This is a genomic window from Brevibacterium aurantiacum (assembly GCF_003932995.1).
Classification (GTDB): Bacteria; Actinomycetota; Actinomycetes; order Actinomycetales; family Brevibacteriaceae; genus Brevibacterium; species Brevibacterium aurantiacum.
In genome coordinates this window covers 3677371-3695498 of the sequence record NZ_CP025333.1, presented here as the reverse complement: position 1 = coordinate 3695498, position 18128 = coordinate 3677371, and the positions used below count along the sequence as shown (strand labels likewise).

Here is an 18128-nt window from a genome sequence, read left to right as displayed (position 1 = left end):
CAACTCAACCGTTCACTCAACGCTGCGAAGGACACTCATGGATCTCAACAACACAGTCGCACTCGTCACCGGCGGAGCCTCCGGGCTCGGCCGTGCCACCACGGAACGGCTCCTGGCTGCCGGTGCCCAGGTCGTCATGGTCGACCTCAACGCCGAGGTGGGTCAGCAGGTGGCAGCGGAACTGGGCTCCAGTGCCCATTTCGTCTCAGCCGATGTCACGAACGAAGAGCAGGTCCAGGCGGCCGTGGACACCGCGACCGGTCTCGGACTGCTGAGGGTCGTCGTCAACTGTGCGGGAGTTGCGACTCCGGGCAAGCTCGTCTCGCGCAAGGGCCCACTGGCTTTGGACGCGTTTTCGAAGGTGCTCAGCATCAACGTCGTGGGCACGGTCAACGTGTGCCGCCTCGCCGCTGCCGCGATGCAGGCGCAGGAGAATGTGGGTGAGGAACGCGGCGTCATCGTCAACACCGCCTCGGTCGCAGCCTTCGACGGTCAGATCGGACAGATCGCCTACTCCGCGTCGAAGGGCGCGATCGCCTCGGTGACCCTGCCGATGGCGCGCGAACTCGCATCCTCACAGATCCGTGTCGTGACGATCGCGCCGGGCATCTTCGAGACCCCGATGATGGCCGGTCTGCCCGAAGAGGCCCAGGAGTCTCTGGCGAAGTCGATTCCCCATCCGTCTCGGCTGGGCAAGCCCGCCGAGTACGCGCAGCTCGTCGAATCGATCGTCGCCAACCCGATGCTCAACGGTGAGACCATTCGCCTCGACGGCGCCATCCGCATGGCCCCGAAGTGATCTGAGTCGTCCTCGACGCTCAGCGCCGTTCGTTGACGAGCAGGGACAATTGCACGCGGGTGCTGACGTCGAGTTTGTAGAAGATGCGAGCCAGATGGGTCTTCACCGTGGCTGTGGAGACGAACAGCGCCCGCGCCACCTGCGCATTCGTCATCCCCTGAGCGACCGCCTCGGCGATCTCCCGTTCTCGTGTGGTCAGCGGTTCCAAGGGGTCGGGTCCGATCGGGGCACTGTTCCAATTCGAAGCACCAGACACTCCTGTCGCCGAGGTGGTGTCTCGTCCCAGCAGGGACTCGACCGCACTTGGTGACAAGGTTCGTGTGCCGTTCGCGGCTGCCCGAACCGCGTGGATGAGATCTTCTGGCGGAGTGTCCTTGAGGATGTAGCCGGCCGCTCCCGAGCGCAGTGCCTGAAGCACGAATTCATCGGTGCCGAAGGCCGTGAGGATGAGAACCTCCGGATGAAGAGTCTGAGCCATGAGGGCACGGGTGGCCTCGAGCCCGTCCATGACAGGCATGCGGATGTCCATGAGAATGAGGTCTGGACTCAGCTCTCGGGCAAGTTCGATGGCCTCGGCACCGTTGGCCGCCTCGGCGATGATGTCGATGTCATCGGCGGCGCCGAGGAGCAGGCGCAGGCCCGAACGCATAAGGGACTCGTCGTCGGCGATGATGGCTCTGATGCTCATGCGCTGATCTCTTCCGTGTTCTGGACGGGGATGCGAGCTCGCAGTTCGAAGTCAGGATAGTGGCTGACCTCGAGGTCACCGCCCATCGCCTCCAGCCGTTCCTTGAGACCCAGAATCCCCAGGCCGGAGCCGGCGATGTACTGCTTGCGGTGGGGTTCGCCGTGTGCCGGGGCGCCGAGGAGGCTGTCCGGGTAGTGATTGCGCGCGGTCATCGTGATATATCGAACGGCGTCATCGCCCTCGCCGCCGATGGTGATGGTGAGCATCTCACCGAGCGCGTGTTTGAGGGCATTGGTCATGGTCTCTTGGACGAAGCGGTAGATCGTCATTCGTTCGAGGCTGCCCAGGGCGTGCAGTGATTCGGAGGTGAGCGGTTCGGAGTAGATCAGAGTCACCGACTCCGGGCGGTCGGCGACGAGGCGGTCGAGATCGGGGTCGATCACTGTGCCTTGGTCGTCTCCGCGCAGCATCGTCAGAACCTCTCGCAGCTCGATTCCCGAGCGGCGGGCGCTGCTGGCGATGAGTCGGGCGCTTTCGTGGACGGACTCGGGGTCGAGGTCTCGCCTGACGGACAGTGCACCGGAGTACATGGCGATCACGCTGAGGTGGTGCGAGAGGGAGTCGTGCATGTCGCGGGCGATGCCGCGGCGCACCTCAGCGACGGCACGGTCCTGGCGCGAGCGTTCGCGCAGAAGCGTCTGCGCGGCGGTGTCGATGAGCCCTTGTTCGCGGGCTCCGCGGATGACGCCGATGACGACGATCATTGCGTAGACGGTTCCGTTGACGAGGAACAGCGGAAGTTCGAAGGCTCCGACCGCCGTCGGGGTGAGCGTGTACGTCAGGCCCTGGGAGATGATCGCGGCAGCGAGGCAGGTGAAGTCGAGTGACCAGCTGCGTCGAGACGTGAGGGTGATGAGGATGAGCAGTCCGGCGAATGCGCCGAGGACGCCGATCGTACCGGTGACGATGCCGAGGAATCCGACCGCCACCGGAACCCAGCCGCCGGGCCGACGCTGCAGGGATTCGACGGAGCCGTCCGAGGCGAGGAATTCTACGCCGCCGCGACCAGTGTTCGTGAGGAAATCGCGCAGCTTCTCGGCCGCAATCACCTTGGGGTGCAGGGATCGGCGGGGGATCGTCCGTCCGTCGAAGGCAAGGACGATGGGCAGGCAGGCCAAAGAGATGAGGCCGAAGAGGATATGGATGAACAGTTCGGCACCGAGCGCTCCGGTGCGGGCACCTGCCTCCTCGAAATCCGGCCATTCGGTTCCGACGATGACGATGAGCGCGAACACGCCGATGGCCGCCGAGATGCCTGTCCAAAGCAGGACATGCATCAGAGAGCTGCGGCCGGAAGGAGGAGTCACAATTCGACACTACCTGTCGCCGCTCGCCGGTGCTGTCCTCCGAAAGGATGAGATCATTCGAACCGATGACCGAGCGCTCCCGCCGAGGTGGTGCGAAAGGCTGGAGACATGTCAACGGATTTCATTCGCCAGTTCAGATCGCAGCCGCAGCACAGGTGGTACAGCCCGCTGCTCGTCGTCGTCCTCACCGCAGTCTTCTATGGGGTCGGCCTGATCATCCAGTTCGGAGGGTTCCTCGTCTGGGCACTGATCGTCATCGATGGTGGAAATGGTGACTTCGACTCCCTCGCCGAGACCATGGTCGACTTCAACACGCTCAATGGAATCGTCAACGGTCTGATCACCGTCATCCTCATGTGGCCGGCAGCGGAACTGGCCACACGCATCGTCTATCGCCGGTGGTTCTGGTCGATGATCTCGGTCGGCCGCGGACCTTCCTATAGTGGGGCGGTCGGCCGCGGACTTCGCTGGGGTCTGCTCGGTCGGTACATGCTGCTCGGTCTGCCCGTGTGGGGGATCGCTGCGGTCGTGCTAATCGTCTTCTCACCGGGGGCGATGGGGGACCTGACTTCCGGCGTGCAGTGGGACGGCCGCGTCGCCGCCATGCTCGTCGCAGTTTTCCTGCTCGTGCCGTTCCAGGCCGCCGCCGAGGAGGTCATCTTCCGTGGTCTGGCGATGAACGTCATCGGCAGCTGGCTGAAGCACCCCGCCTGGGCCGTGCTCATCCCTGTCCCATTCTTCGTCTTCGGCCACCTCTACGACCTGCCGGGACTCATCGATGTCGGCATCTTCGCAGTCATCGTCGGCGTCCTCACCCTGTACACGAACGGACTGGAGGTCGGCATGGCCTTCCATATCGTCAACAACATCTTCGCCCTGGGACTCGGGGTCCTCTCCGGTGCCGACATGAATGCGACGAGCGGACCGGCGATCGAGACCGTCATCTCGATCAGCGTCCCGATCGTGTTTGCAGTACTCGTTGTCCTCGACACCCGACGCCGGCAACGCACCGAGGAAAGCAGAGAAGAACGTGGAAACAGGAAAGCGAACCAACAGACGAATTCGGATCTCCCGACGACCACGCGGGTCTGCACAGTGGGCCGCGCACACGATCACCGGGAACCCCGTGCTTGAGCAGCTCGCGGGAATGATCGCGATCCTGGTCCTGCTCATCATCGGTGCCTTCGCAGCAGGCTTCATCGACACTCGTCTGCCCCGGGGCTTCAGCCTGAAGGGCTCGACGGCCGATGGCCCCCGATGAGGGGAGCAGGGTTCAGTGGGAGTCCGGCAGCGTCGTCAGGCAGCGGTCGACGAATTCGTCGGGCGTGAGATCGGCTAGGCGGGCGGCTTCCTCAATGCGGCGGACTGATTGCGGGGACAGCTCAGAAACTGCCTTCGCGGACAGATCAGAGTCCGCTTCGCCGAGATCCGTCTGTGGCTCAACTGCCGCGGATTCGGGTTTCAGCAGCAGTGAGGAGACGGGCACTACGACGACCCCCAGGGCTGCGAGTATCCAGACGATTCCGATCAGCCGAGTCAGCCACTCGTAGTCCCACGCAGACTGGAACCAGATTGAGATCAACGACAGCGCGCAGCCGAGAGCGATGAGACAGAGGGTGATCGACAGTGCGATCCTGACCGTCCACGACCGGTTCGAGACCAACAGCAGGATGAGCGAAGCGACGGAGGTGCAGGCGGAGAGAAGGCAGGCCGTGACGAGCAGCTTCCAAGGGAGGTCAACGTCGTAGGGCTCTGCCCAGACGAACCAGAGGGCCAGCGCCAGAGCGAGGACGGCCAGTCCGATGGTGATGACGCCGAACTGCTTGCCGCGCCTGCCGATCAGTGTCGCCCCGCAGAATGTTGCAACGCTGAAGACTCCCGTCAGCGCCGTCGTGGCGAGGACCTGGTACGCGATCTCCGACTCGATGTCGCCGAGGAGGACGATGATCCCGCCCAGCGCCGCGAGACTGAAGGTCGTGACGATCGCCATGACGATCGCTCGTCGGAGGCTTTGGGCCAATGCGCTCGGGGCCTGGTGTGCCATCGGGGGCCGATCCTTCCGAAGGATTGTCTGGGCAGCACCATCATTATCCCATCGGAGCATCAGTAAGCCCTTCACGAGGTGGGCAACGTGGCCTTGACCTCGAATCCGCCCTCAGCAGTCGGACCCACCTGCAGCGTTCCGTCGAGTGCTTCGACCCTCTCGCGCATGCCTTTGAGGCCGAATCCTCCGCCGAGGTGGCCCTCGTCGGGCTGGCCCGAGCCCGGGTGATTCGTTCCTGAGTCGGTTGAACCCGGAACCCCGTTGACGACACTGACCGACAGCTGCCACTCATCGGTGCGAACGGACACCCTCACTGGTGCGCCGGGAGCATGGCGCAGAGCGTTCGACAGTGCTTCCTGGACGAGGCGGAAAGCGGTCAATCCGGTCGTCGGGTTGATCTCGATCGGCTCCGCAGAGAATTCGAGTTCAACCTCGGCGCCCGAACCGCGGGTGGCCTCGACGAGGTCGGGAATGTCATCGATCATCGGCTGCGGAGCCAGATCGGCATCGCGGCCACCGCGCAGAATCGCCAGCAGACCGCGCATCTCATTGAGTGCCTGCCGAGCCGAGCCGGCGATCGAATCGAACTCGTCAACGCTTCGGGTATCGAGTTCGGGCAGTCGGTAGCGGGCCGTGGTGGCCTGGACGCTGATGACGGACATGCTGTGCGCGACGACGTCATGGAGTTCCTGGGCGATCCGGTTGCGTTCCTCGAGCTCTTGACGCTTGGCCAACTGCTCGGCACTGAGCTGGCGCTCCGTGGCCAGCTGGGTGCGTCCGCGGATCCACAGATTGCCGATCACCGCGACGATCGAGATTCCGGCAGTGAGTGAGACCGTCGTGATGACATTTGCCAGCGCCCCCGACAGTCCTCCCGCATGGGGCATGGTCAGGCTCAGCGCGCCGAGCACTGTGGACAGCGACCACAGGATGACGAGGTGGAGCCAGCTGTGCCGCATCCCGATGATGAGGTGGAGGAAGAGCAAAGCCAAGATTGACGTCACTGCCCACGGCCAGACCTCCCCTGTGACGTCCGCAGTGAGGACGATTCCTGCAGCGGAGGAGACGAGGCCGAGGACGATGGCCGGGATCGGTTTGCTCACGGCAAGCACCAAGGCCCCGCTCGAGGTGAGCGCGAGGAGCATTGCAACGACCGCTGGCATTCCGTAGACAACCGCCGTTACCGGCCATCCGATGGCCACGAGCACCACGCCCACGAAGATGCTCATCAGCCAGAACCAGCCCTCGCCGGCGGAGCGCGTCAGGAACGAGTTGGCTGCCGGTGACACCAGGACTGTCGATCCCGACGAAGTCGCCGAAGCAGCCCCCATCGGATCGTGGCCCCATGCGTCACCGGCTCGTGCTTTTCCCGCCGAGGTGGCCCCATCGTGACCGGGCGCCAGACCTGCCGTAATCGCCGCGATCTCCAACCGGGCCATGGCGTGCAGGACGAAGGGGAACGTGACGAGGAGGATGAGTCCGGAGATGAACTGGAAGGTCGCCTCGGCGCCGAATCCCAGATCCACCAAGGGGGTGTCGTTCCACCAGGCTGCGATGAGGCTGATGAGATCGGTGTTGTCGTAGGGGAGGAATCGTCCCCAGAAGAAGTAGGTGATCCCACCCAGGGCACCGAAGAACCAGGGGATCACCACAGAGAAGGTGAAGAGCCGGATCGGCAGCGCGAAGACCATTTCGAAGAGCAGGTCGAGCCAGCGCCGTCCCTCGGCCATGACACCGAACCACCCGCTGATTCCGCGTCCGCGGGGACGATGGACAACCTCGGCGATGGGGGCTCCCCACTGCCGGGCACGGGCCCGGGACAGGTTTGCGAATCCGGTCGCGACGTAGAGCGTCAGCGGCAGGAGCAGGGCGCCGATCCAGATGACGATGGTCGCGATGGACACCGAGAACAGCGCGATGAGCGCGACGAACCCGATGAGGGAAATGAAGAAACCGGGAAGGATGAGGACACTGTCGCGCCCCAGATTGTGCCACATCCGCGACCACCACGATCGGGTGATGGGCGGTGTATCAGCAGGACGGGGCACGGTCTCAGAATACGTGCTCGGCCAAGTGGCCGCATCGGTGGGAGAGGTTTCGAGGGTCGGGTTCATTTTCGGATTCCTTGTTCGTTGAGCGTCAGTGTGTGCGGCTCTGGTGAGCGGAGGGCAGGAACGTTGGTTGGGACGTGCTCGGGGGCGTATGCGTCGTCGAGGTGATTCGACGCGGTCAGTGATGCTGCAGCGGACGGCATCTTCGCCTCGAGGACGCGGGGATGGAACTGGGAGAGCATCCAGACGCCGCCGATCCCTCCGACCGCGGCGAGCAGGAGGAGGCCGATGGCCATGGGGGTAAGGCCCGTGTATTCGCCGAAGAAGGCGGCGCCGATGGCCACCGCCACGATCGGGTCGATGACGGTCAGACCGGCCAGAACCGTCTCTGGAGGGCCTGAGGCGTAGGCAGTCTGGACCAGCCAGAATCCCACCGCCGAGGCGAGGGCCACGGCTGCCAGCACCATCCACCACCGCGCGCCCATGAGGTCGAACTCGGGGAGTCCGCCAGCCACGACCGTGCGGGCGAGCACATGTGTCGCGGCGGCGACCGTGCCGAAGATGATGCCGGTCATGATGACGCGTGGAATGTGCCCGGCCCGACTGAGTGCGAAGAGCGCGCCGAAGACGCTGAGGGCGATGAGGAGTGCCAGCAGCCACGTCACCGATTCCTCGGTGGCGACGAGTTCGTGGGAGAACTGCGCCGAGGTGGTCACGAAGGCGAAGATCGAGAACATCGTCACCCCGATGCTGATGAGCAGTGGGGCACCGAGCTGCAAGCCGAAGTACCGGCGGCTGATGAGCGCGGCGAAGACGAGGGAGATCGCACCGATGGGTTGGACGATGGCGACCGGCCCGAGGCCCAGTGCGATGACATTGAGGACGGTCACCATGCCCATGAGTCCCAGGCCTGTGATCCAGGTGGCTCGGCGTTTGGGTCCGGGTGTCATGGTGGCGACGGCGTACTGCTGGAAGTGGGTGCCGAGTGCCAAGCAGAAGGCTGCGACCGTGGCGAGGATTATCGCTGTGATGATCATGGTGTGCACGCTAAGGACCTGGTGTCATGGGGCGCATCATACGAAGGAGTGATTGTGCAGGCGGGGGAGTGCTACTTTCGGATGAAATCGGCCCTGGTGGGGAGGTTTCCGCCTGATTTCACGGGCTTTCGAGGGTCCACCGTGGTGCGGGTCGGGTAGCGTGAGAGCATGCCAGAAGCAGGAGTGCCAGGGGCAAGTCCCGCACCAGGGTCGACGCCGAGTCCCGCACCAGGGTCGATTGCGCGCGACGGGGTTCCGCCGCCCTCGTCCGAGACGACGCGCGTCGCCATCGTCGATGACCAGGCCATGGTCCGCCAAGGATTCGGAGCTCTCCTCGATGCACAGCCGGACATGAGTGTCGTCGGCAGTGCCGAGGACGGTTCGCAAGTCGTCGACCTCGTGCGCAGAACCGCACCCGACGTCATCCTCATGGACATCCGGATGCCGAAGCTCAACGGTCTCGATGCCACTCGGGCCGTGTTCTCGATGCCCGGCGAGCACCCGAAGATCATCATGCTCACCACCTTCGACGCCGATGAGTACGTGTTCTCAGCACTGCGCGCAGGGGCCAGCGGCTTCCTCCTTAAGGACGCCACCGCAGAAGACATGATCACCGCCGTGCGCGTGGTCGCCGAGGGGCAGTCGCTGTTGGCGCCGTCCGTGACCCGCCGACTCATCTCCGAGTACGTGAGCGGACCCAAGATCGCCAAGGACACCGCCGTGCTCGGGCAGCTCACCGACCGTGAGATCGACGTCATGACCCTGGTGGCCAAAGGCCATGCCAACGCCGAGGTGGCTGAGCACCTGTTCCTGGCCGAGCAGACCGTGAAGACCCACGTGTCGCGGATCCTGTCCAAGCTGGGCCTGCGCGATCGCACCCAGATCGTCGTCGCCGCCTACGAATCGGGCCTGGTCGTCGCCGGGAGCTGAATGGCTCGGCACTCAACCTCCGTGCGTGAAGGCTCGGCGCCTTAAACCTCCGTGACGTCACTAATTGCACCCGCGTGCTGACTACCTTCATATCGGACACTGTTCGCAGTGGTTTATCGGACAGTGTCCGTACTGACTTATCTGACACTCAGGTGGGTTTCTTGAACGATTCGACTCCCGATGGGAGGTGCTTACGGTCTCTGTTGACGAATCTGCCGACCTTGCTGATGTTGTATTGCCTGAGTAGAGGAAGATCGAGCGTCGCGACGAGTTCACCGTGCGGGATGAGATAGAACTCGAGGTGTCCGCCATGATCAGTGATGGGCACCTGGTGCCCTGTCCAGGGTGAACCGAACACGATTACATGCTTACGGAACTTGAAGTGACCGCCACAGTGAAGGGCTCGAACCGAGTACTGGAAACTGAGGTGGCCCCGATCATCGGTCGTGGTGTATCGATCGAGCAATGCCAGACCTGAGTTGCACAGGTTTAGTTACCCTGGCGGAGTCAAGGTGATTGGCCAGTCGGTAGCGCGTCGAGGAGTTCCCTCGCCGCCGGCGGGATATCTGGGGCGAACGTGATCTCCTGATCACCAATGACGCCAGTGAACTCCCGCAACGGACGCAACGTCGTGATGATCTTCTTCAACGACACCCCGGACGCGTCTTGCATAAACCTCGCCACACCCAAAGCAGTGAACACGACTGTCAGGTGAGCCTCGATCGCGTCCCGGGTCCGGTGAAACATCGGCCTGGCATCGAGATCTGTCTTCGACATCCGAAACGACTGTTCGACATGCCAGAGGTCGTGATAGCTGCCGATGACCTCCCTTGCCGGCATGATGGTCTTTGGAATATTGGTGACGTATCCCTTGAACCCGGACAGCTTCATCGCCCGGTCATAGGCCTTCTCGTCGAAGACCTTCTCCGCTCCCTTGGTTTTGACGAACCTCGCTGATTTCGGTTGCGAGTCTCCCTCGATGATGCTGATAGCTCGGTTGCGCTGCAGATTCAGAGTCTGTTCGTCACGCATCGCTCTCTTGCGTCGGTACTGCCACACCGCCCGCCACGCATCCGGAAACGACTCCGCGTCCCAGACGGGTTCCGACCTCGTTTTTGTTCGGTGTGGGTCAAGTCGTTTCTGGCCACGAGGAGTGATCGTATCGATGACGGTCTGGTCATCGGCCCACTCGCCGTTCCAGTGGAAATACGTTGCCAGGTCGTGCGGGGCCTTGACCTGCCTGGAACCAACAATGAACCGCAGGCCTGCGTCATCGAGTTCTTTTAAGTTCTTCGACGAGAGCATTCCGGCATCGGCAGCCACGACCATGTCCGATACTTGGTGGCGGTCTTGGAAGCGTTTGATCACGGGAATGATCGTGTGGGTCTCTGCTTTGTTGCCTTCGAAGCACCCGATCTCTAACGGGAACCCTGTTCGATCAACGAGGAGTCCCGTCCGACAACGATCTGTGGGTCGACTCGACGTTCTTTGGAGTATCCGACTTTTCGCAGACTGTCTTCTTTCTCTGCCTCGAAGTACAGGGTAGTGACGTCGTAGAGGAGGAGACTGATCCCGGTCGTAGCCACTGAGTAGTCGAAACACTTCGCTGCGATCTGGTCGCGATAGTTGTGGTCGCGGGCGCGTTTGAGACACGTCAGGAACGTGTTGCGGTGGACAGTATCGACACCGAGCTCGGAAAGGACTCTCACGCTATCGGATTTCGAGGTGGGTTCGATCAGGCGGGCGAGGACGAGTTGGAAGAAGGCTTCGTCATCGACGGTATCAAAGCCCAAACGCTCGTAGGCGGCACGGATCGTATCGACGATGACTTGTGACCGGCTGGACTTCACGACCGCGGGGGCCGTGGCGGGTTTGTCGGTGTGGTCGAAGTCGAGGACACCTTGTCCGGGGTGGAGTTTGTCGCGGCCAAGAGCCATGAGTGCTGCGAGTTCCTCGGGAGTGTGGGCAGAACCGAGGTGCTCGACGATGCGGTAGCGTCCACCTGTTTTGTCAGCGATCTGCACTGCGGTGGCCCCGGACGCTGTGGGGACCTTACGCACGAATGGGCTCATGGACCCATTTTAGTGTCGAATTTAGTTACCCAAAAGCGCGAGTGATAACTCCCTTACCAGCACAAACATTCCACGACACCGTGAAATCACCGGTCACCTGTGCAAGTCAGGAGCAATGCCAGATACTTTCATCCGTGGTGAAGGGGACTCTATTAAGGCGGCGGAAGAGCAGGCGTGGCAGAAGTACCAGGGCTACATCGCCGACGGTCACGAGCACGAGTTCGAAACCCGCGGCTACACGGACGGCTCTGGAAGCTGTAAACACTGCGGATTGTTCTCATCAGGCGTATTCGACCTCCACGAGATCGGTGCCGTCTGCGAAGTCTGAGGAGATGACATGTTCGCCTCGGTTGGCGATCGCATGTTCTGCTTGGAGCATGATCCTGACCCGCTTGCTGAGCGCATACGGCGTATGAAGCAGCGAAGGACTGGCAAACACGTCAGCGTACTCGAAGAACTCCTCGACATCCTCATGTCCGACGAGTAACCAACAACCCCAAGACCCCGAGCGTGTGATGTGCTCGGGGTCTTTTCTATTGGGTATGTGCCTGTGAAGAGTGTCCCAGTTCCTCTAGCGGACTAGCAGGAGCGCAGCGCCACCACTCACGTGCGCTTCACTAGCCGAAACGGCTGGTGGTTCAAGGGTCCGTTTTTGAAGACCATATCAACCGAGTCCGTTCCGGCATCTGTGTTGTGCGTCAGCACTGATTCCGAGGTTCCGAGCACGCTTCCGCGGCCGAAGTAGCGAAATCCGACTGCTACTCGCGTGGAGCTCTCGTCGATCGTTTCAATTTCCGTAACTTTCGACCACTGGCCGGGGTATTCAACACGGTCGACCAGCACCACAGGCTTGGTGAACAGTCTCAGAAACCAACCGTTGACCCAATTCGTCTTAATGCGTACGCGCAACACCGTGGTCATCGCTTACCTCATGTTCTTCTAGAAAACTAACCTGACTACGAAATCCAGCCATCTTCGGACGCAATTCTTTCAACACAACGGTCGGTCCCGAGGCAGCGATCACAGCTCCAATCATAATGAATGCAAACGACCATAGCCCGATCATTGCGATAATAAGAATATGCAAACAAACTGACAGCCAAACACCGAAACGTCGGCTCCGGCGCGGCCCAACCAGGAAGAACGCAATCGACATTTCAACAGCTATCGTTCCCCACGTCATCATTAGCGACAGGAAAGGAATATCGACAGCGAAATCAAACAGCGGCCCGAATGGCGGGGCGGTGCCAAACATGGGATCTAGCGTAATGAAATAAACAGCGGATCCGTCACGCCATTCTGGAACAGCGGTCTTCTCTATCGCAGAATTCAGATAAAGCCATGCGATCTGAAAGCGTATTAAATGAGCAGCTACCCAGCTCAGAGGCAGGAGTTTTGAACCACCCACCTCATCAGGCATCCAATGGTTCTTCCGGCCATCCGATAGCAAAACGAGCGCAAGCAGCAGGACGAGGACCTGTGAGATTGATTCTCCGCCATCGGCGAGACTGATCGCTGGCGCAAAGGACAACGTCACCCATGCGTGGAGTAGCCCTGTGTAACGGGGGAAGTAGCCAGAGAGGACGAGCAGCAGGCTGGCAATAACCACGAGCGTGGGTACCGTGAGCCCACCCCACGAGTACATCATGCAGTACGCGCCAATACGGGCGACGCCGTCACAAGATGGGCCGAAATCTTTGTCCGATGACGACACGAAGAGTGCATCCCACTCAGTTAGCAACAGAACTGACAGCTGGGCTAAGGCGATAAGGGACCGCGCAACCGCGATCTTCCTCGAACCCGACGGCATGCAGGCCAAGGACCGTTCGATCGGCAGAGTGAGTCCATGAACTAGTTTTCGCATGTCACCTGCATTTCAATCATTCCTTCCGGGATGTGCGTCTGTTCATACAGGTCCCGGTAGGACCAGGGGACCGGCTCTGCCTGGGCGATGACTACTTTCCCGCACAGCGTCGGGTGTTTAAACGTGTTGTCGGCTCGAATGGGCTCGGTCGTGGATGCTTTGAGGGATTCATAGCACTCTTCTAGATCTTCACCCGTTTCGCACTTGAACCAGTCCTCTTCCGCGAGGGGAGTCAGCAGCGCGCCGCCCTCGGGGCCCTGAGCTCTTTGTGTCCGGCTTAGGCCTAGTGTCCTGCGCCGGTAGTTCGTTGCATTAGTCGTGAGAGAGATTCCAGTATCTCTTCCGCGGTTTTCGTCCACACGAATGGCTGCGGGTCCTCGTTCCACGCCTTAACCCACTCGCGAAGGTCTTTCTCCAGGGCTTGCACGCTTCGGTGGTCACTGCGCTGGAGGAGTTCGCGGGTGACTTCAGCGAAGAGCCTCTCGACCTGGTTGATCCACGACGAATACGTGGGCGTGAAATGAATATGGAACCGCTCATGCTTGCCCAGCCAGTTCCGCACCAACGGGTGTTTGTGCGTGCCGTAGTTGTCACACACGACGTGGATGTCGAGGTGGTCTGGAACGTGTTTGTCGATCTTGGTTAAGAACTTTTTGAACTCGATCGCGCGGTGCTTGCGGTGTGTCGAGGCGATCACGGTTCCATCGGCGACATTCAGCGCTGCGAAGAGACTCGTCGTGCCGTGGCGGGCGTAATCGTGGGTACGTTTCTCCGGCATGCCCGGCATCATCGGAAACGCCGGCTGGGACCGAGACAGCGCTTGGACCTGGGACTTCTCATCGACGCTGAGCACGACAGCGGACTCGGGTGGATTGAGGTAAAGGCCGACGATGTCGTAGACCTTTTCCACGAAGAGAGGGTCGTTGGAGAGTTTGAACCCATCGGCGCGGTGGGGTTTGAGCTCGAAGGCCTTCCAGATCCGTCCGATCGTCGATTTCGATAGTCCGCTGCGTTCGGCCATCTGCGCCCGTGACCAGTGGGTGGCGTTTTTCGGTGTTTGTTCCAGGGTTGAGGTGATGACGTCCTCGACCTGCTCGGCCGTGATCGTGGCGGGTCTACCTGGGCGTGGTTCGTCGACGAGACCATCGAGTCGGTCGGCAATGAATCGGTTCCGCCATTTGGCCACAGTCGCGGGCGTGCAGCCGAGGCTGGTGGCGACTTCCTTGTTTGATCGTTCCTGCCCGCAGCCGAGGATGATTCGTGAGCGCAGAGCAAGGGCTTGTGAGGACTTGCGCCGACGGGACCAGCGAGTCAACGTCTGGTGTTCTTCATCGGTGAGGATCAGTTCGGCTTTCGGACGACCGGTGCGAGGCATACTCCATTCTACAACTTCTTACACGAATTTACGGCGCAGGACACTAGCAGGTTATCCGCCCGTCCTTGTGGGGTCTCCATCACGGACTGCAGGTTGCCGTCGTAGTAGAACAGATCCGAGTCTGATGGCGGCTTTGTGAAGAACCCCCAACCCTGCGGCGCAAGATCAACACTAAACACTCTGGCCGCATTGACTTTGCCTCTATCGGACAGCACATTGCTAGGCAGCGAAAAGAATACCGATACGAGGAGCATCAGTATCGCTAATCCGAGGAGGGCTAGCGTCACCAGCGAACGCACGCTTGCTGCCCCGGCAATTGACCACTTCCGACTCATACGGCAAGCGCACGGGTCAGGTCAGCAACGAACTCAGTTTTCACGAGTTCTCCATCTGCCGAGTCCGGTGCCATCAGGTAAGACACGGCCGAAGGGACGACGTAGAGCCCGATGACCGCCATCGTTGCAGCAGCGGCATTGGCGTAAACAGCAACGTTGACAAAACCTACCGCGTAGGCGACGACGCAAACTTTGCCGCCAGGCCCACATCCCTTTTGTGGGGACACTTTTATGGGCACCGACTCCACCCCGTATTCGTCCTCTAGGAAATCGAAGTAGGTATCCGTCAGGTTGGTCAATGCAGCCTCAACCTGCTTCGGGTCGCCCGACGTCAAAGGGCTAACAACTTTGCCTTCAAAATCGGGGTGGTAGTCAAGGTATTCGTCAATCACCTTGCCAAGGACTTCCTTGTCCGCCATCGGGCGGTCCTTATTAAAGTTGAACCGCTCAAGCAATTCAGGGTTTTCTTTTGCTACCTTGCCGGTTCCTTCAAACAGGAATTGCAGAATTTCTTCGTGCGTGTAATTTTCAGCAAGCTTTGCTGACTCCTGGCCTGACTGCGGACTCGGGTACTCAACATCGACCGCGGACGCGGGCGCTGCTGATGACGATGCAAGGCTCAACGCAAGTATTCCAGCGCATAGTGACTTCTTGAACATCATGCTCCTAGTTGTTTAAACATCAAACGGGGTTGCTAGTTCAACTGTTGACCTTATGGGACTCTGAGCAAATCGTCAACGCAGTCTTACAGCAAGTACGGTTTATTTTTCAATGGACTTTTTCGGTGATCCGCAGCATGACAGTTTGTGACAAAGACTCTCGCTTCTTGCCTCTTGCCCGAGTGGCGCATGATAAAATCCCAGACGTATTAACGCCTGGGGTTCATGTGTAGGGTCGACTTCGGCCTACCCGATGGTTTCGTAGTCGCTTAGCTGCGGACCACCGATGGTGTAGCCAAGATTGGCTATCTGGTCGCTGAACAGCGCCAAGCCGCGGGGGAGCCCAACACTGGCCTCCTCAGCTTCCTGCAATTCGTACGCATCCGGGAAGTCGTCATAGCTGACGCGAGTGTCCGGTGCGAAGATGGCCAGCTCGAGCTCGCCAGTGGTGTAACCACCTTCCAGGGTGACATCCAGGATGTCGAACGCATCCGGGTGCTGCGGAAGGATCTCGTTGACGAATTCCACGAGGTCGGCGCCGTCGTAGTCGGGCATGCCAGGGACAGCGGCCAGCGCTTTCAGCATCGGCGCCGTGTCGGTTTCCGAGCTGTAGCGGAAGTCGTAGCCTTGGCCTTTAGTGATGTTGATCTCCTTTGATATAGACGAATGGGTCTCCGCCTACCGTCGATGCTGGCCGGGCTTGCTCAACCGTGTCATAGTGTCCAACATTCAATGAGACATCAACAACCGTTAGAGTGTCTGACACTTAAGAAGGTCTCACGTACGCAAACCACTACATGGTGTGCGAATCATAGGTCGGCAGAAGCTCAAGGTAATCCACATGCATGTATCCGCCGACGAAACCTGTTTGTGTCGGCATGCCCGGATGCGCCACCTGCACCCAATCATTGGCATCCGGTTGTGCGGAGCAAATGCGCATCACCCGCCCACTGGCACCCCGAGCCCATCGGCCGAGGAGCGAACATTGGTCAGGGGCAGTATCAACAGGGGCGGCTTGAAGCGCGAGGCATGCGTCTTTCAGTATGTGTGGCTACCGGTGGTCCTCCTGTAGCCGTATCGGGAATGGGTCTGTCCCCATAGTGCCGGGATGAACACGAAAGCACCCGCCACGCGATGACAAAGTGACGGGTGCAAACGTTTGCAATGTTCATGTGGTCGGCAGAAGCGAATCCACTAACCGCTTCGCCCCCCTCAATCGCACTCACCTTCCTCGACATCCTCCGCTGACGAACAAAGAACTCCAGCTCCACTGCCACCTCGTCCAGTTGGACAACGGCGTCCTCCTCGCTGACGTCCAACCGCTCTAGAGCATCCAGCACAACCCGGGCATCCTCGTTGCCCCGCCAGACCAGGGCGCGCAGATCCTCGCAGTATTCTTCCGTGCGAAGCCGCGCCCCAATCGGCGAAGTGCGCCGGTAGGCAATCACAACCGGGGTTTGGCAGACTGTGGCCAGCTTCCAGAAGCAGACCTTCGACTCCGCAACAGTCAGCCGCACTCCGTAATGCGTCCGGGGCGATCGGCTCCTTGGGCGGCTCGATCTTGACCGGACTCGAGGCTCGGGAATCCGCCGCTCGGAACCGACACGGACTCAGCGGGCGAACTGAGCGCCGAGCTCCTTGACGATCGTCTGTGCCGAGGCCTCACGTGCGCCGCGATAGCCCGTGCCGGCCCACAGGTGCAGGCCCTGGGGATCGCCGTCCTTCTTCGCCTGAGCGCGGAATGACTTCGTCAGATGATGAACCGCCGGGTAGGCGTTGACGGCGATCGAGTCGAACGTCCGCACGAAGTCATTGACGAGCGTGCGGGCAGGGCGTCCGGTGAATGCCCTGGTCAGCTGTGTCTCAGTGAAGTCATCGGACGCCAGAGCCGCGCGGTGGGTCTCGGCAGTCCCTGCTTCATCGGTGCGCAGCAGGAGAGTGCCCACGACCACGGTGCTCGCCCCTGCCTGCAGGAGAGCCTCGACCATCTCAACCCCGTCGACTCCGCCACCGGCCGCGATAGGGAGGTCCACCTCGGCGAGGACATCTCTGACAACGTCGCTCGTGGCGCGGTCCTCGATCGACCGGGTCGGATCGGCCGTCCCCGAATGCCCGCCCGCCCGCGGGCCCTGAACGATGAGGGCATCGACGCCGCGTTCGGCACCGGTGCGGGCCTCGGCGGGAGTCGTCACGGTCGCCGCGACCTGGGTGCCGACGTCATGGAGACGAGCCACCACCTCGGCGGTGGGGATGTTGAACGTCATCGAGACCAAGGGCACGGGATGGGCGAGAAGGTAGTCGACCTTCTGCGCATAATGGTCATCGTCATCGACCGGTTCGGGATTGAGAGTCAGCCCGCGTTCGGCAGCCACGGGTTCGAGGGCGGAGGCGAAGGCGTCGAAGGCCGCGCGGTCGATGGGAACGGGATTCGGAGCGAAGAGGTTGACGCCGAAGTTCTCGGTCGTCTCCCGCATGCGATCGATGAGTGGGGCCAACGCCTCGGCGGTGAGGTAGCCGCCGGCCACGAACGGGAAGCCGCCGGCTCGCGCAACAGCAGCGGTGAGATCCGGGGTCGTGGTGCCGCCGGCCATCGGCGCGCCGATGATGGGCAGGGCTGTCTTCTCGAAGGCGATCGTCGTCATCGTTTCGTGCTCCTTGCTCGGATGTCCTGGACGGGGTGGATTTCTGTTCGGGTGATGCTTTCGTGGCCATTCTTGCACTCACGATGGGCCGCGGTGTTTGCACCGGGAAGGTTTGCGGCACTGTTTTCGCTGGGCCGCGGCTCTCTGGGCTGGATGGGTGAGGGTATCCAGTCGGTGGAGTCCCGTCTCATCCGAAAGTAGTGCTTGGGCGGACTCAGGTCGGAACTCAGAGGTGATGTGCCGGCGGTGATCGCGCCCATAGGTT

19 protein-coding genes and 1 pseudogene are annotated in these 18128 nt (G+C 61.1%); 6 read left to right on the top strand and 14 right to left on the bottom strand.

The window, feature by feature from the left end; translation table 11 throughout:
- The first annotated feature begins 37 nt into the window (after positions 1 to 37).
- Positions 38 to 799 (top strand): 3-hydroxyacyl-CoA dehydrogenase, encoded by a 762-nt coding sequence (locus CXR25_RS17040; RefSeq protein ID WP_125240803.1) that lies wholly within the window; start codon positions 38 to 40, stop codon positions 797 to 799.
- A gap of 19 nt (positions 800 to 818) precedes the next feature.
- Here the strand turns inward: CXR25_RS17040 and CXR25_RS17035 are convergent, their stop codons facing one another.
- Both CXR25_RS17035 and CXR25_RS17030 read right to left on the bottom strand, forming a co-directional pair.
- Positions 819 to 1487 (bottom strand): response regulator, encoded by a 669-nt coding sequence (locus CXR25_RS17035; RefSeq protein ID WP_125240802.1) that lies wholly within the window; start codon positions 1485 to 1487, stop codon positions 819 to 821.
- Complete coding sequence (locus tag CXR25_RS17030; RefSeq protein ID WP_236850532.1) at positions 1484 to 2854, bottom strand: sensor histidine kinase; 1371 nt, start codon at positions 2852 to 2854, stop codon at positions 1484 to 1486. Before CXR25_RS17030 ends, CXR25_RS17035 begins: the two co-directional genes overlap by 4 nt.
- Positions 2855 to 2962: 108 nt before the next feature.
- Here CXR25_RS17030 and CXR25_RS17025 point away from each other — a divergent pair, with 108 nt between their 5' ends.
- Positions 2963 to 3988 (top strand): CPBP family intramembrane glutamic endopeptidase, encoded by a 1026-nt coding sequence (locus tag CXR25_RS17025; protein WP_069601021.1) that lies wholly within the window; start codon positions 2963 to 2965, stop codon positions 3986 to 3988.
- Entirely contained in the window at positions 3981 to 4115 is a 135-nt protein-coding gene (locus CXR25_RS19160) for a hypothetical protein (protein ID WP_257784996.1), read from the top strand. The genes CXR25_RS17025 and CXR25_RS19160 overlap by 8 nt, the downstream gene beginning before the upstream one ends.
- Before the next feature lie 12 nt (positions 4116 to 4127).
- On the opposite strand, the gene CXR25_RS17020 is transcribed toward CXR25_RS19160, so the two are convergent.
- The 3 genes from CXR25_RS17020 to CXR25_RS17010 form a co-directional block, all read right to left on the bottom strand.
- The gene (locus tag CXR25_RS17020; protein WP_069601020.1) at positions 4128 to 4898 is read right to left on the bottom strand and encodes a hypothetical protein; all 771 of its coding nucleotides are present in this window, start codon (positions 4896 to 4898) and stop codon (positions 4128 to 4130) included.
- A gap of 71 nt (positions 4899 to 4969) precedes the next feature.
- Entirely contained in the window at positions 4970 to 7012 is a 2043-nt protein-coding gene (locus tag CXR25_RS17015) for a sensor histidine kinase (protein ID WP_096157652.1), read from the bottom strand.
- Complete coding sequence (locus CXR25_RS17010) at positions 7009 to 7986, bottom strand: hypothetical protein (RefSeq protein WP_069601018.1); 978 nt, start codon at positions 7984 to 7986, stop codon at positions 7009 to 7011. The genes CXR25_RS17015 and CXR25_RS17010 overlap by 4 nt, the downstream gene beginning before the upstream one ends.
- A gap of 168 nt (positions 7987 to 8154) precedes the next feature.
- Between CXR25_RS17010 and CXR25_RS17005 the strand changes: the two genes are divergently transcribed.
- Positions 8155 to 8916: a response regulator gene (locus CXR25_RS17005; protein ID WP_083248870.1), complete on the top strand. Its 762-nt coding sequence runs from the start codon at positions 8155 to 8157 to the stop codon at positions 8914 to 8916.
- Positions 8917 to 9423: 507 nt separating this feature from the next.
- Here CXR25_RS17005 and CXR25_RS16995 read toward each other — a convergent pair.
- Positions 9424 to 10988 (bottom strand): annotated as a pseudogene (locus tag CXR25_RS16995) (IS1634 family transposase).
- 115 nt (positions 10989 to 11103) lie between these two features.
- Between CXR25_RS16995 and CXR25_RS16990 the strand changes: the two are divergent.
- Together CXR25_RS16990 and CXR25_RS18725 are read left to right on the top strand one after the other, a co-directional pair.
- On the top strand, positions 11104 to 11316 hold the full coding sequence (locus CXR25_RS16990) for a hypothetical protein (protein ID WP_069601015.1): 213 nt from the start codon (positions 11104 to 11106) through the stop codon (positions 11314 to 11316).
- Between the two features lie 9 nt (positions 11317 to 11325).
- Complete coding sequence (locus CXR25_RS18725; RefSeq protein ID WP_162619355.1) at positions 11326 to 11475, top strand: hypothetical protein; 150 nt, start codon at positions 11326 to 11328, stop codon at positions 11473 to 11475.
- A 116-nt stretch (positions 11476 to 11591) separates the two neighbouring features.
- Here the strand turns inward: CXR25_RS18725 and CXR25_RS16985 are convergent, their stop codons facing one another.
- From CXR25_RS16985 to CXR25_RS16955, 8 genes are all read right to left on the bottom strand, one after another.
- Entirely contained in the window at positions 11592 to 11909 is a 318-nt protein-coding gene (locus CXR25_RS16985) for a hypothetical protein (protein ID WP_069601014.1), read from the bottom strand.
- Positions 11881 to 12798, bottom strand: coding sequence for a sporulation-delaying protein SdpB family protein (locus CXR25_RS16980; RefSeq protein ID WP_226824289.1), 918 nt, complete (start codon positions 12796 to 12798; stop codon positions 11881 to 11883). Before CXR25_RS16980 ends, CXR25_RS16985 begins: the two co-directional genes overlap by 29 nt.
- 41 nt (positions 12799 to 12839) lie before the next feature.
- Positions 12840 to 13211 carry an SdpA family antimicrobial peptide system protein gene (locus tag CXR25_RS19420; RefSeq protein WP_164513997.1) on the bottom strand — a complete coding sequence of 124 codons (372 nt, stop codon included), beginning with the start codon at positions 13209 to 13211 and terminating at the stop codon, positions 12840 to 12842.
- Positions 13136 to 14227 (bottom strand): IS630 family transposase, encoded by a 1092-nt coding sequence (locus tag CXR25_RS16970; RefSeq protein ID WP_009881631.1) that lies wholly within the window; start codon positions 14225 to 14227, stop codon positions 13136 to 13138. Before CXR25_RS16970 ends, CXR25_RS19420 begins: the two co-directional genes overlap by 76 nt.
- Positions 14228 to 14235: 8 nt before the next feature.
- Positions 14236 to 14481 (bottom strand): hypothetical protein, encoded by a 246-nt coding sequence (locus CXR25_RS19415; RefSeq protein ID WP_420836565.1) that lies wholly within the window; start codon positions 14479 to 14481, stop codon positions 14236 to 14238.
- A 77-nt stretch (positions 14482 to 14558) separates the two neighbouring features.
- Positions 14559 to 15224, bottom strand: a complete 666-nt coding sequence (locus tag CXR25_RS16965) for a sporulation delaying protein family toxin (RefSeq protein ID WP_069601012.1) — start codon at positions 15222 to 15224, stop codon at positions 14559 to 14561.
- Between the two features lie 243 nt (positions 15225 to 15467).
- Positions 15468 to 15806 carry a hypothetical protein gene (locus CXR25_RS16960; protein WP_069601011.1) on the bottom strand — a complete coding sequence of 113 codons (339 nt, stop codon included), beginning with the start codon at positions 15804 to 15806 and terminating at the stop codon, positions 15468 to 15470.
- A 1025-nt stretch (positions 15807 to 16831) separates the two neighbouring features.
- On the bottom strand, positions 16832 to 17863 hold the full coding sequence (locus tag CXR25_RS16955; protein WP_069601009.1) for an NAD(P)H-dependent flavin oxidoreductase: 1032 nt from the start codon (positions 17861 to 17863) through the stop codon (positions 16832 to 16834).
- Positions 17864 to 18128: the final 265 nt, after the last annotated feature.